At 35.4% G+C, this 14,317-nt stretch carries 10 protein-coding genes and 1 pseudogene; 10 read left to right on the forward strand and 1 reads right to left on the reverse strand.

The genetic code is table 11. The features are described from left to right. Positions 1 to 99, forward strand: a pseudogene (locus tag B0E34_RS08880) (transposase); the annotation flags it as partial. A gap of 527 nt (positions 100 to 626) precedes the next feature. On the opposite strand, the gene B0E34_RS08885 reads toward B0E34_RS08880, so the two are convergent. Next, positions 627 to 2,333 carry a tetratricopeptide repeat protein gene (locus B0E34_RS08885; protein WP_087708803.1) on the reverse strand — a complete coding sequence of 569 codons (1,707 nt, stop codon included), beginning with the start codon at positions 2,331 to 2,333 and terminating at the stop codon, positions 627 to 629. Between the two features lie 326 nt (positions 2,334 to 2,659). On the opposite strand from B0E34_RS08885, the gene B0E34_RS08890 reads away from it, so the two are divergent. The 9 genes from B0E34_RS08890 (at position 2,660) to B0E34_RS08935 (ending at position 14,241) form a co-directional block, all read left to right on the forward strand. After that, positions 2,660 to 3,088 carry a hypothetical protein gene (locus B0E34_RS08890; protein WP_123956590.1) on the forward strand — a complete coding sequence of 143 codons (429 nt, stop codon included), beginning with the start codon at positions 2,660 to 2,662 and terminating at the stop codon, positions 3,086 to 3,088. A 153-nt stretch (positions 3,089 to 3,241) separates the two neighbouring features. Next, a complete protein-coding gene (locus B0E34_RS08895) occupies positions 3,242 to 6,595 on the forward strand; it encodes a DUF11 domain-containing protein (RefSeq protein WP_087708807.1) in 3,354 nt (1,117 codons plus the stop codon). Between the two features lie 65 nt (positions 6,596 to 6,660). Next, on the forward strand, positions 6,661 to 7,239 hold the full coding sequence (locus tag B0E34_RS08900) for a phage tail-like protein (protein WP_087708809.1): 579 nt from the start codon (positions 6,661 to 6,663) through the stop codon (positions 7,237 to 7,239). A gap of 75 nt (positions 7,240 to 7,314) precedes the next feature. After that, positions 7,315 to 7,521, forward strand: a complete 207-nt coding sequence (locus tag B0E34_RS08905) for a hypothetical protein (protein WP_087708811.1) — start codon at positions 7,315 to 7,317, stop codon at positions 7,519 to 7,521. Positions 7,522 to 7,573: 52 nt separating this feature from the next. Beyond that, entirely contained in the window at positions 7,574 to 10,555 is a 2,982-nt protein-coding gene (locus B0E34_RS08910) for a reprolysin-like metallopeptidase (RefSeq protein ID WP_087708812.1), read from the forward strand. 11 nt (positions 10,556 to 10,566) lie between these two features. Further along, on the forward strand, positions 10,567 to 10,998 hold the full coding sequence (locus B0E34_RS08915; RefSeq protein ID WP_076392955.1) for a transposase: 432 nt from the start codon (positions 10,567 to 10,569) through the stop codon (positions 10,996 to 10,998). Between the two features lie 92 nt (positions 10,999 to 11,090). Beyond that, positions 11,091 to 11,417: a transposase gene (locus B0E34_RS08920; protein ID WP_087708814.1), complete on the forward strand. Its 327-nt coding sequence runs from the start codon at positions 11,091 to 11,093 to the stop codon at positions 11,415 to 11,417. Between the two features lie 1,118 nt (positions 11,418 to 12,535). Then, positions 12,536 to 13,567 (forward strand): sensor histidine kinase, encoded by a 1,032-nt coding sequence (locus B0E34_RS08930; RefSeq protein ID WP_087708818.1) that lies wholly within the window; start codon positions 12,536 to 12,538, stop codon positions 13,565 to 13,567. Continuing rightward, positions 13,564 to 14,241 (forward strand): LytR/AlgR family response regulator transcription factor, encoded by a 678-nt coding sequence (locus B0E34_RS08935; RefSeq protein WP_087708819.1) that lies wholly within the window; start codon positions 13,564 to 13,566, stop codon positions 14,239 to 14,241. Before B0E34_RS08930 ends, B0E34_RS08935 begins: the two co-directional genes overlap by 4 nt. Positions 14,242 to 14,317: the final 76 nt, after the last annotated feature.

Consider the following 14,317-nt stretch of genomic DNA (forward strand, 5'->3'; position numbering starts at 1 on the left):
GAATCTTTTAATGCGAAAATTAAAAACTTCAGACTACAACTTCGAGGGGTAAAAGACAGAACTTTCTTTCTATTCAGGTTGACTAAACTTTTTGCATAGCCCCCAAGTTTTGGCTATGATCCCTGAATAGAAGAAAACCACTCAGAATTCTCCCGAAATCCTTCGACTGTTGTTCGGTCTTTCTTCGGAAAAAATCCCATTTTTCCGAAGCCGATCCGAAGAAGACTCGAACATGATCCGAAGAAATGGGTTTTCAAACTGGTAACGGTCAAAGCCGGTCAAAAGCAGTCAAAACCCGTCATCTTTTTCACAGGTGCCTGAAATGGGAAAATTCTGTAATACCTTCGTTCAGTTAACCAATAAAAAAAGCACAAAATGCTACGAGTTACAAAAGGAATCCTTGGAGGGTTTTCAGAAATGCGAAAGAAACGCTTGCGTGTAACAGCAAGTATCTTGGGGCTTATACTTTAATTTAATCTGAGTCTTTGTCCAAAAAAAGGACGGAGATTATTCGGGATTTCCTGAAAAATCAAATTAAGAATAATTTGAGGATAAAAAATGTGTTTTCTGACAATCACAATCAAATTGAATAACTTTACAACAGATTAAGTATAAACCGGTTTACATCATATATTTTGTAGAGACTCTTCGATGCTTTTTTCCTTTGGAATGTTCATTTTAGATTTAATTTTACTCTTATAAACACGAACACTGCCATCGGTGATTTTTTCTAACATTGAAATTTCCTTTGCGCTTAAATTCAGCCTGAAATAAACACATAACTGAAGTTCCTGCTCCGAAAGGATAGGGTATTGTTCGGATAGTTTTTTGATAAAGTTTTGGTTCTCCACAGAGTTTTGTTCAGTAAAATCAATATTTCTTTTATCAATATTGATTAAATTGTTTAAGTCGAAATAAAGCTCTTTAAGTATACTTTCCGGATTGTTCAGGTTAGACTTTCTGGCCTTCTTAATTTTTTCTAAAAATGCTTTTGCGGTTTCCTGCTTTATATTGAGATTAAGATGCAGATTTCTTATTTTCTCTTCCTGCAATTTCAGATTCTGCTGTAAGATTAATTCTTTCTGGTCTGAAATTGTTTTCTGCTGAGCGTTCATTTCTTTTTCTATTTTTCTTTTCTTGAATGTAGAAATGAAAAAATAGGTTAAAAATGAAATAATAATAATGCCGATAAGAATAATCCATGATCTTTGCACTTTTTGAGAATGTATCTCATTATCATACTTCTGATTAATGTTTTTAATGATGGTTTTATTTAAAGCTTCATTTAAATATCCCATCATTTCCTTGTTGTCTGCTATCATTTCATCTTTAATCTGAAGTGTTTTAAAATGATAGACTTTGGCTTCATTATAATTTTTGAGGTTGAAATAATAATCTGTAAGGGTTTCAGATATAAGTAATCGGGTATCAAAATCGGGTGATTTTTTTTCTGAATTTTTCAGATAATCAATAATAACATTCATTTTTCCTGTATTCTGATCAGATTTATAAACTCCATATAAATCTTTGCAGATAATCACCAGATCCCGCACAAGATCTTCTCTGTTTTTATTTTGGTTAAAAAGATTTTCTAATAAAGCCTGAGCTTCATTTCTGTTGCCGTTTTTTATATACGCTTCTGCAAGATTCTCACTAATATGTAAAAAAAACAAATGTTCTTGATGGGTCATGTTTTTTTTCTTAGTCAGAATTTCTAAAGCTTTTTTAAATTCCTGAATAGCGTTGTTGCTTTCATCTTTTTTTATATAAACCAATCCGAAATTATTGTACATGGATGAGATATATAAATATTGGTCGGGAGTGTACAGCTTAAGGGCTTTTGTGAAATATTCATTGGCTTTGTCATATTTTTTCTCATTGTAATACAGCCTGCCTTTAACGTGATAAAGATGAGGTAAAGATTTGGAGTTTTTAACTTTGAGTTCGTTTTCTATTGATTGATTCAGGTAGTAAAAGCTCAGATTACTGGAATAATTTTCAAAATGTAGTGCCAATGAAAAATTAACATCGGTGATAACAATAGAATATTTATTATTATTTGCTTTCCATAATTCCATAAGAGTAAGGAAGTGGGAAATTCTGTCTTTTTTATCCTGATCAAAAGTAAATAGAAGTGCGTATTTGTAAGAGATAAAATAAAGGCTGTCTTTTGTTTTTCCGAATTTATTTTTTTCAAGATCTGCAATTTTTTGAAGTTGCACTTTATTATCAATATTGTTCTCAATTTTCTTTTTCAACTGCTGAAAATATTCTTCCTGTGAAAAGCAAAATATAGAAAAGAACAAAATAAAAAAAGATAGATTTTTCTTCATTGGATTACTTGTTGGTTGCAAACATATACGATAAAAAATTGCTGTAAAACATTATTAACAGTAATGTAAATTTAACTTACTGATTATTAAATTGTTAATTTTTTAAAATTAATGAATATTTTAATTATTTCTTCTTTTTATTAATACTTTTTAATACCTCATTTTCATCATTTGCACTCGTAGGTATATAATTTCGCAGACACAACGGAAAGAATAAAATCTTCCTTCAACAGAAAATGATGAAATTTTGGTTAGGGTTTGTACTGTTTTTTTTCTGCGGGTGTTGGATGCACTCACAGGATGTCGTTAATACCCAAATCATAAAGATGGGAGGCGCAATAATTATTGAGAATGATGAATCAGATACCATTGCAGATAAAGTAAAAACAGAAAGAAAATCTCTTTTCGTTATCAGAAAAAAACAGACTAAGCAACATAAAAACATTCAAAAGAGAAATACTAAATTAATTTCAGTAGACAGCAGAAAAAATCGCTCTGAAAAAAAAACACAAATAAAAACATATAAGAGTTCAGATGATGATTGGCTTTTTTCAACTTCACTGGTGAAAAAGATTTCTGCTGTTTTTTCTTCGAATACAAATCCCGATCTCAAAAAGAACTTTAATAATTATGTTTTCTTAATAAGATTATTCAAAGAACATTTTATCAGAAAAAACACCTATTTCTATCTCTTTTTTAAGCATTCAGAAATATGGCATCAGTTTTTCAACAAGCCTCCGCCATGTATTATTTAAAGATCAATATCTGTCATCTTCAAAATAGTCATAGGGTTTGTCAAGCATTTTGTTTTAAGGATTCACTCTACTGAAAGAGATTAAAGCTACAGGTTTTCAGACAGATAATGGAATATGGTTACATAATAATTAAGATTTATATAAAGTACAAAAATGAACAACATAAAACTATTTTTGGTTTGTCTGCTTTTCTTATTAGCAAGCGGAGCAAATGCCCAGACGAATTTGGCACTGGGAAAAACCGTAACCTCTTCGGCAGGCGGAAGTTCACTGTCTAATCTGGTAGATGGTAATTTTAATACAGCTGCGATTACAGGTAATGCTGCAGTTCCGCCTAATGCAGAATATTTTCTGGTGGATCTGGGTTCAGACTATATTATCGATAACGTAACATTAGGATCGGTAGTTCCGGATAATGGACGCTCCAGAAGATTTATGCTGATTACCTATCCCAGCACAGTGGGAGGTAATTTAGGATTTAATCCGAATACTTATATTGCTGCTAATAATACCTGTTATTTATACAACAGATTAGTATATACAGATCCTGCAGGATTTGTGGATTCCCAGACTGTGTTGGGAGGCGGTCCGGTTCCCGCTGTAGATAATTCTAAGAGAGGACCGGCTTTCCCTGGTGGGCAAATCAATATGCACGTTGGTATACATAAAGCAAGATATGTGCTGATTCTTAATTTGCAGGATGACAACCTCGAATTTACAGAATTGCAGGTATTTGCCTCTACTAAACCAGCAGTAAGAAATTTTGTAAACGGTGGTTTTGAACTTGATGGTGCTGGTATGCCAAGAGAAGGCGATGTACGAGGATGGAGCACTACGGAAGCGGCAGCAATGCCCGGCAACAGAACCCCGGTAATTCCTACGCAAGGCAGTTTAATTGAATACTGGAGTGATGGACAACTGGAAGGAGGTTCTCCGGTTTTATCATCTCAGGGATCATTTTGGGCAGAATTAAATGCTTATACCAATGGAATGCTTGAACAAGAACCAATATGTGTTCTACCCGGAGAAAGTTTTACGTGGTCATTTCTGCACCGGGGAAGAAATGGAGTTGATGTAATGGGGTTGCGTATAGATGATCAAAACGTTGCGGAGTTTTCAGACAATAATGGACAAGGCGGAACCCATTCTTTTATTTTAACAGGGAATAGCACGATTAATACAGGATTAACACAAAGTGCAACCGATGTTAGAGGATGGACAAGATATACCGGAACCTGGAACAATACTTCAGGGGTGGCAAAAACAGTATTTTTTTCATATTATGCAAAAAGTACGGCGTCTAGTGGATTGGGTGGCGGTAACTTTATTGATGATGTGTCGATAACTTCTCTCAACAGTATTGCCAATTTATCAACCGCGTCCAGCAGTGGTCTGGAAACAATACCGAGTGCTAATCTTCCAAAATTAACCATCAATGGGAGTGTTACCACAGCACAGACCATTCAGATTAATATAACCGGAGGTACAGCCACCAGAGGAGTAGATTATACTACAATACCTGCAACAGGATTAATTACAGTAACAATACCTGCAGGAAATTATGATGGAACAGATGCAACTGCTATTAGTTTAGCGCCTTATATTCAGATCAATCAGGATAATATATCAGAATCTAATGAAACGATAGAATTTTCTCTTCAGAATTCAACGGGCAATGTATTGATTGCGCCGACTTCAGGGTGCTTTACCAGAATCGTATCTGCAATTTATACGATTATTGATCCTGTAGCGGATCTTTCGATTGTGAAAACTGTTAATAATGCCACACCAAATGTAGGCAGCCCTGTACAATTTAGTTTGGTGGTCACCAATAACGGTCCGGATAATGCTGCCGGGGTTTCCGTAACAGATCTCCTACCTAGCGGTTATACCTATCAGAGTTCTACAGCAACCTCAGGTTCTTATGCTCCGGCAACAGGGATTTGGGCAATCGGCAATTTAGCCAACGGAGCAGCAAGTACTCTCACCATAACGGCTTTAGCAAATTCTACAGGAACGTATCTGAATACAGCTACTGTTAGTGGAAATGTATCAGATCCTGTTTCTGGCAACAATACATCTTCGGCAACGACAGCACCTGTGGTTCAGAATGAATGTATGGGAAGTACGGCAACTAAGTTAAATTTATCCGGAGGAGTTTTGATTTCCGGTACGGCAAATACGGTAGGCGCAAAATATAAATACAGTAATGCTATTGGAGGAACGGGAGTGAGCCAGCAAGCAGACGTTGTGTTTGAACTTACAGCGTTGGATTATGGGTCATCTTTATTACAATCGAATTATAATTTTGTTTTTGATGTTCCCCAATCTACTGCAGGTATTGAAAATAATTTTCAGCCTGGTTTTATAAGAAGTACGACAGGAAATATAAATAACATTCCGAATGGAACTTATCACCAGTCTTCAACCTGGAAAGTTACAATATACAAAGCAGGAACGAATACACCTTACAGTGTACCGTCTATTGTGCAGGTACTGGATAATGACGGATCGCTGTCTTCAACAATAAATGTGATTGAAAGTGTAGAGTTTTTATCTCCGCTTCCGGCTCAGATTTTAACGAGTACCCCTACAACACAGATTGTTACAGGAAATGTTGTGAAATCTAATGGAACTTCACAACCGGGTATAGGAGTAGATCCTCAGTATTCTGCTTATGGAAATTACGGTTATGCCAATGAGTTTAGCTTTAAATTAGATAATGAGATTGTAATTAATGGAGGAGGAACCGGAAGCATCAGTTCAAATCTTGCTAATCGTTATGCGTCAGTTAACTTTGGCTGTGACTTCTCCGGAACCAATAACTTTACCAAGCAGATTGTCCGTGGAAAAGTTTATACCGATACGGATGGAGGAACACCAAGCGGAGTACCTTATACTGCGGGTAATGTATATGCAAATCTGGTAGATCCAAACGGGATCATTGTAAATTCCCAAATGGTGAGTACTGCAACCGGAATATACAGTTTCAGCAATGTAATCGCAGGAACCTATACCATAATACTTACAAACGCAATGCAGACAGTGGGAGCAACGGCCCCTGTTTCATCTTCATTGCCGCCAAACTATGTTAATGTTACATCTACAGACAGCACTCCTACAGATGGAATCACTACGGTAGTTGTAACCAATGTTGATTTGGATGGTATTGATTTCGGAATCAATCTGGCGGTTTGCTATGAATCTCCTACCGATACAGGCAGTTCAGTTCCGGTAAAACATGGGATTACCTTATTAGGAAGAGCAGGAGCAGGTAACGGAAACTGGCCGATGCTGAGAAATTCGGCTTATACCGTATTAGAATCCAAAACGAAAGGTTTCGTGATTACCAGAAATTCTAATCCTGAAGGAAGTATTGCAATTCCTGTTGTGGGAATGATAGTGTTTGATACGGATGAAAATTCGGGCAAAGGATGTCTGAAAATCTATACAGGATCCGGATCCGGTGAAGGCTGGAAATGCTTTAATACACAGACTTGTCCATAACATTTTAATACCATTGGGTAATGGTGTTTATTGACCATGCCCATTGTGTTATCAAATATAAAACAATGAAAAAAATAATCATACTTATCGGAATATACACCTCGGTTTTATCATTTTCTCAGGTAAGAATCGGGGAGAAAACAATTAATCCTACCAATTACGATTTAAGCAGTGCTTCCGTTTTACTGGAATTCGGGGATACAAATAACAAAGGAATTGTTCTCCCTTATGTAGAAACGGTTCCTGCAGGAGCCAATAATGCTAAAGGTGGTACTTTTATTTTTGATGTGTCTGCATCATCGGAATATAAAGTTAAAGTAAAAAATGAGAACACAGGCTGGACAGATCTCAGTGTACAATCAGGCTACAGCACAGCGGTAGAAACGGTAGTGAAAAATCCTCAGGCGGCTCCACTGGCAGACAAAGCCGGAGCAAAAGCTGTGATCGGAAATTCTGCCACAACAACGGACGGTGTTCTGGTTTTGGATTCAGGAAACAAATCCATGGTTCTTCCTATAGTTACCAATTATACCAACATCAAGAATCCGTCACCCGGAATGATGGTTTTTCTGAAAGGGGCAACTGCAGACAAACATCGTTTGGTGGTTTTTAATGGACAGAAGTGGACATTCTGGAAACCATAACATTAAAATATAAAAATGGGAACAGCTTAAAATTTTACTTTTTAAGCTGTTCATTTCAAACATTGCCAGCTCTATATGTCTGAAAAATATAAATATCTCATAGGAAAAACCAAGCAGGAAGTCATTTCCATTCTGGGACAGGAATTTAATTTTTATCCGTCGGATCATTGGAGCTATGAACTGTATACAACCTGGTGGGGCAAGCAGGCAACACTGTATCTGGATTTTCAAAATGATCGGGTTAGAGATTTTAAAATAAACTTCAGATACTTGAGATTCTAAATTCTTTACTTTAAACAACATGTTTTTAATTGATTGCTTTAAAAAGTAGAATATGAAAAAAATAGTCATTTTATTTTATACATTTATTTCCATTACTATTCTGGGACAAAATTCATTAGAACAGACTTCTTCAGACACTGAAATCAAGATAGATTTTAAAAAGTTTGAGACTCAGTTTTATAAAAAGAAAGAAACTTCTCAGAAAATGAAGGGAAATATATCAATCCTTCTTCCTGAGAACGGTTTGATAAAATTTATTTTAAATGAGAATGATCTTATACCGAATAGAATTGCGTCGATTATAACATTTGACGGTAAGAGTGAAGATGGGAAGTTTTCAATGAAACTCTCTTTATACAATAATAGGCTAAGTGCAATTATTAAAACTTATCAGGGTAAATATTATGTATTGGAAAGATCAGGGATTAGTTCTTCAGATCATTACAGAATATACAGCTTAAGTGAAGCCATGAAAAAAGAGGCTTTTATCTGCAGTGCGAATGTTGAAGATTTCCTTTCAAAAACTCATGATGGTTCCATAATATCAAAATCAGTAACCAATTTTCCGATCGGATCACAGCTCAGAAAATATCGTATGGCTGTTGCAGCCACAGGCGAATCGGTAGAATCATTAGGCAGTGCGGATGCAGTTCTTAATGAAATTGTATCCAAGATTAATGCAGTTAATCTTATCTATGAATCTGAAATTTCCGTTACTTTTACTTTGATATCCGAAACACTGAACAAAAGCATTCTTTTTACCAACTCTGCTACAGATCCGTTTACAGGAACCGGAGGAAGTGCAGGCCAGGCAGGTTTTGTAATAATGAATAATTCAGGACTTCTTACTTATAATAAATATGATATAGGACATACGGTAAATATAAGTACTTCGGGAGGAGCAAGCGGCACAGCTGGCGGGCAGCCTTGTAATGATTCTTCAAAAGCTTTGGGGTGGTCTAACTGGGGAACACAAAACAGTCTGGGATTTGTTACAAATCTTATAGCTCACGAAATGGGACATCAATTCGGAGCAAGCCATAGCTACAATGCTACAGGAGGAGATTCCCCCGGAGATACTTTTTGCGCCAATAGTTGGAGCAGTAGCGGAGCAGTAGAACCCGGAAGCGGAGCCACTCTTATGGCATACGGAACAAACTGTTCTTATCCTGTAGACCAAAGATATCCTTCTGATAATTATGAATCCTACTTTCATGCAAGAAGTCTGGATCAGATTCTGAACAGAATACAGACCCTTTCTACATGCTATACAGTCGTTGCAAGCAGTAATACACCGCCTGCTGCCAACGCAGGAGCCGATATTACCATACCCAAAAATACACCTTTCAGGCTCTTGGGAACAGGAACGGATGCGAATGATGCCAATCTTTCTTATACCTGGGAAGAAAATGATGCTGCTACGGCTAATGATAAAGGTGCATTTGGATCCACATTAAATGGTGTTGGTGGCTATACTGCGGTCAGCAGTGCTACTGCACCGCTTTTCAGATCGGTTAAAAGCAATATAAATGGAGAAAGATATTTTCCAAAACTGAATTTCATCCTCAATAACCAGAATGTTCCTCCCATGAATGAGGGAGAAGCATTGCCCAACGTTGCAAGAAATATCAATCTTAGATTAACTGTTCGTGATAATAATGCTTCAAACGGTGGGATTGATTCGGATGATCTTAATGTTACGGTTGTTGATTGCGGACCTTTAAGTGTAAGCTATCCAAATGCATCAGGAATAACGCTGAATGCCAATAGCAGTGCTACGATAAGCTGGAATGTAAATAATACAAACTCAATAGCTAATACCGTTAATCTGTTTTTATCTATTGATGGAGGTTTGAGTTTTCCTTATATTTTAGCGAGCAATATTTTAAACAACGGAAGTTATGTTGTAACAATTCCCAATATTCCAGCTACAACTAAGGCAAGAATAAAAGTAAGTGCATTGCTCAATCCAAATGTAGAATTTTTTGATATCTCGGATAATAATTTTACCATAGCATCAGCTTGTGAAGCATTTAGAAGTTACATCAGTCCCACTTTTGCTGTAACAACTTATGCAGGATCTGCGATTGCGAATCTTAATATGACAGGTGCAGCGGCAGCCAGTGAACCTTTCAGTACAAAATCGATCATTTTTAATGCGCCGTCTACAAATTCAGCAATACATGGGTATTCCAGTGCAGATAATGTAACACCCATCAGCTTCAATGATAATTATCCCACTCATCTTGTGCAGTTTCGGGTAACGCAGACAGGAAATTATACGATTTCTAAAAATTCCGGTTTTCTTATAACTTCAGTGTATACAGCTACACCACCTAATTTGTCAGGTTTTTTAACATCAAACTCTACAGGGGCATATTATGGAGTTGTAAATGCTTCCGGTTCCACAAGATCCGTAGTACTTAACGAGGGAACAAATTATTTTATGTATTTATGTAATTTTAGTAATCCTGCCAATGCCAATACTTACACATTGACTTTTAACGGACCCGGAATGGTTTATGAAACCATAAATACACCATCAGGTTACAACTATACTTATATTGCCGTGAACAACAGTACAAATAAAGTAGAGGCTATTCATCCGACAGCGGATTTTACAGTATTACCAATAGGCTCTTATACCGTGAAAGGACTTTCATATATCAATACAGCTTCGCCTTCGTCATTTATTGGAAAGACATTTAACGAGATTGTTGCAATGGGTGTCTGTGTTCAGGAAAGTTCTAATAAAAGACAACTTACTATTACCGGAGTACTGTCAACTGCTGATATAAAAAAAACAGAAAGTGATATAAAAGTAGCACCCAACCCTGTAAATGACTGGCTGACTGTAGTAAGCGATAAAAATGTTTCAGAATATGAAATATTGGATTTATCAGGAAGGATTATTATTCCGAAATCAAAATTTCACAACAGTATATTTCTGAAAAACTTAAGCACAGGATCATATATTTTAAAATTGTTTGATGGTCATCATATCATCTATAAAACAACGATTATTAAAAACTAAAATGATTAAAAATGAAATTTAATTTTAAAAATATACACATAGGACATCTAATAAAAAGTAAAGTTTTGGAGCATGAAGATATAACGCTGGACAGAATTTGTAATTTTTTTGATTGTGATGAGGAAAAAATACAAATGATGTATGCTTCCGAAAATCTGGAAACCGATTTGCTTCTCAAATGGAGTAAATTATTAAAGTTTGATTTTTTCAGAATATATACTCAACATTTGATTCTTTATTCCCCTCCACAAAGTAGTGTTTCAAAAAATAGTAAAAATTCAACTCTTCCTCAATTTCGTAAGAATATCTATACGAAAGAAATAATAGAATTTATTCTGGAATTAATTGAAAAAGGAGAGAAGGATAAAAAAGAAATAATTGACGAATATAGAATTCCTAAAAATACGCTTTATAAGTGGATTAATAAGTATTCTCAGATGTAATATTCAGACAGAAATGTACAATGAAAGTAAATAACCAAAAACTGCATTAATTTAGAATATAAATAATTAATATAATCTTAACTATATTGTAAATGGGAAAATTTGAACAGCCTGATTATAACAAAATTTTCAGAGACATTGTAGAGAAAAAATTTATAAAAAGAAAAGAAGAGCTTTTACCGCTTTTACAGAATCACTTAACGGTATTAGATGTAATAAGAATTAATAAAATTATATTTGGTAAGGGCGATGACAACATAAACAGACTCAATCAGAAACATAAATCCTATGATAAAGAGACCATACTGAAAATTTTAGATTATCAGAGGAAGAATCATTACAACAATGTTGCTCTTGCAAAACATTTCAATCTAAGCCGTAATACAATTGCCAAATGGAGGAAGATTTTTATTAATTAATGGTAATTGAAAGAGTAACCGGAATATAAAATCATGATATCATTGAGATTATTCTGTTTCTTTATAAATGAGTGATATTAATAGTATTTCATAAGTGTTTTTAGATCAGTTGGTTAGGGGGTAATAATCTCAGTGTCTCTGATTCGAACCCGGGTGAAACCACATAAAAAGAGTTTGTATCATAACTCTATGATAGGGTTTGAGATTCACTGTACGAAAACCATTCTCCATCAGAAGGTCGAGAAAAAACATAAAAAGTACGTTTTCACTAGTTGTTAGACGGACTCTTTTTTATTTCAAGATTTAGTTTTTTGATCACAAAAACAGTCATGTTTTTTAACCTAAATTATCATTCCCCAATCAAAAACCACTCAGAATTCTCCCGAAATCCTTCGACTGTTGTTCGGCCTTTCTTCGGAAAAAATCCCATTTTTCCGAAGCCGATCCGAAGAAGACCCGAACATGATCCGAAGAAATGGGTTTTCAAACCGGTCAAAACCGGTCAAAACCGGTCAAAAGCAGTCAAAACCGGTCATCTTTTTCACAGGTGCCTGAAATTGGAAAATTCTGTAATACCTTCGTTCTGTTAACCAATAAAAATGCACAAAATGGCACGAATAACAAAAGGAATCCTTGGAGGATTTTCAGGGAAAGTGGGAACAATTGCAGGCGCAAACTGCCGTGGCTAGGACATTATGAGAAGCCGGAGACAACATAGCTTGGAATTTGATAATTAACTAAGATTATTTCTGAAACACAAAAGATGGCTGAGCGGAGCCGAAGCCACCTGTTGTATTTTGATTTTTTTAGTACTAAAAGTTAAGAATATTTTTAAAAGGAGAATAAACAGATGGCTGAATATAAAACTAAGGTGACTGAGCATATAACCAGATGACTGAACGTAAAACTAAGGTGATAGAGCATATAAACAGATGGCTGAACGTAAAACGAAGGTGGCTGAGCATATAACCAGATGACTGAACGTAAAACTAAGGTGGCTGAGCGGAGCCGAAGCCACTTTTTGAAATCCTGTTGAATAAATATTCACCCCAAAAATATCCCTCTTCACAACATTTTTATTTTTGCAAGTACAAAAACAATAATTTTGCAGAATAAGTATGAGCAAAAGAAAAGTATTTATTTTTATAGGGGTACTGATTTTTCTGTTACAGCCCGTTGTATTTCCTGCGTTTCCAATGGAGAGCTCAGAGCCGCATTATTTTAAGGAATTATCAGAAAATATATTGGGCAATTTGCTTATCCTCATCTTTTTTTACATCAATTATACTTACCTTATCCCGCGACTTTTATTTCAGAAGAAGTATCTGCAATACGGGTTTTCCGTTTTTGGAGGACTGTTGGTTGTTCTGCTTCCGCCCTGGATGCTTTTCGGCTCCCACCTTCCTCCTGATTTTCCGGAGCTGCCCATCCATCCGAGATCCCATGATCAGACAAATTTTCATAAAATCCAGATGTTTTTTTCAGATGTGGATCATTTGGTATTCCTGTTTGGAGGAACCGTGTTTTTTTCCACATTCTGGTTCGAGAGAATGCAGAATCAAAAAATAAAAAACGAAAAATTGCAGGCAGAACTTTCTCATCTCAAGTTACAGGTTCATCCCCATTTTTTGTTTAATACGCTCAACAGCATCTATGCTTCCGCCATAAAAAAAGATGATAAAACGGCAAATACGGTCTTGGTTTTTTCAGATTTTATGCGGTATTTGTTACAGGATTCCTATCAAAATGAAGTATTGCTGGAAAAAGAAATCCAATACATCAGCAATTATATCGAACTACAGAAATCAAGACTAAGAAATTCCGTTATAATCGAATTTGAAAAAGAAGGGAATTTTTATAATAAAAAAATTGCTCCCCTCATCTTGTTTACTTTTGTGGAAAATGCCTTCAAATATGGCGTAAATCCTGATGAGAATTCTGAAATAAAAATTGGAATCTCTATAAAGGAAAATGAATTGAATTTTACGGTTTTCAACAGAATCGTAACCACTAAAAATATAGAGTCCAGCAATATCGGAATTAAAAATACAAAAGAAAGACTGATGCTTTATTATCCTCAGAAACACACGCTGGAAATAAAAGAAGATCCAAAAGCATTTGTTGTAAACCTGAAAATTAATTTGATATGATTACAGCAATTGCACTGGACGATGAATTGCCATCTTTAGAAATTATAGAAGCATTTTGCGCGAATATTGATACTGTTGATTTAAAAAAGACCTTCCTTAAAACCAGCGAGGCAAGATATTTTCTGGAAAACAACCCTGTCGATTTACTTTTTCTGGACATTAATATGCCTGCAACTTCAGGAATCGATTTTTATAAAACACTTCCTCAGGAAACCTTGGTAATCTTCACAACAGCTTATAAAGAATATGCCGTAGAAAGCTATGAAATCGGCGCCTTCGATTATCTGCTGAAACCGTTTAGCTTTCAGCGTTTTAAAATGGCAATCGACAGAGTGGCGGAGCAAAAAAGATTACTCTCTGCCCACGATGAAGGTTTTATCTATTTTCGGGTAGATTACGGGTTGGTAAAAGTTGTTTTCAGTGAGATTCTGTACATTGAAGGACAGGATAACTATGTGAAATTTTACTTTGAAAACCAAAAATCACTTTTGGTAAGAATAACCATAAAAGAACTGCTGGAAAAACTTCCTGAGAACAGTTTTTGCAGAATCCACCGTTCCAGTATTGTTTCTTTATCGAAAATTACTTCCTTCAGAAACAAAACAGTCTATATAAAAGATATTGCGCTTCCTGTAGGCAATACCTATGAAGAAGACTTTCTTAAAAAAATATAATTTAACGTGAGTTCGGGATAAGTCTTCTTAACCGCAAGGTTAAACAAAGAGATTCAATTATCAGGAATTCAGCTTT

The sequence above is a fragment of the Chryseobacterium mucoviscidosis genome (assembly GCF_002177115.1).
Classification (GTDB): domain Bacteria; phylum Bacteroidota; class Bacteroidia; order Flavobacteriales; family Weeksellaceae; genus Chryseobacterium; species Chryseobacterium mucoviscidosis.

Coding starts and splice junctions, on each gene's coding strand:
- B0E34_RS08910 (WP_087708812.1), top strand. CDS start 7,574: ATGAAAAAAATAGTCATTTTATTTTATACATTTATTTCCATTACTATT.
- B0E34_RS08935 (WP_087708819.1), top strand. CDS start 13,564: ATGATTACAGCAATTGCACTGGACGATGAATTGCCATCTTTAGAAATT.
- B0E34_RS08890 (WP_123956590.1), top strand. CDS start 2,660: ATGGGAGGCGCAATAATTATTGAGAATGATGAATCAGATACCATTGCA.
- B0E34_RS08920 (WP_087708814.1), top strand. CDS start 11,091: ATGGGAAAATTTGAACAGCCTGATTATAACAAAATTTTCAGAGACATT.
- B0E34_RS08915 (WP_076392955.1), top strand. CDS start 10,567: ATGAAATTTAATTTTAAAAATATACACATAGGACATCTAATAAAAAGT.
- B0E34_RS08905 (WP_087708811.1), top strand. CDS start 7,315: ATGTCTGAAAAATATAAATATCTCATAGGAAAAACCAAGCAGGAAGTC.
- B0E34_RS08895 (WP_087708807.1), top strand. CDS start 3,242: ATGAACAACATAAAACTATTTTTGGTTTGTCTGCTTTTCTTATTAGCA.
- B0E34_RS08900 (WP_087708809.1), top strand. CDS start 6,661: ATGAAAAAAATAATCATACTTATCGGAATATACACCTCGGTTTTATCA.
- B0E34_RS08930 (WP_087708818.1), top strand. CDS start 12,536: ATGAGCAAAAGAAAAGTATTTATTTTTATAGGGGTACTGATTTTTCTG.
- B0E34_RS08885 (WP_087708803.1), bottom strand. CDS start 2,333: ATGAAGAAAAATCTATCTTTTTTTATTTTGTTCTTTTCTATATTTTGC.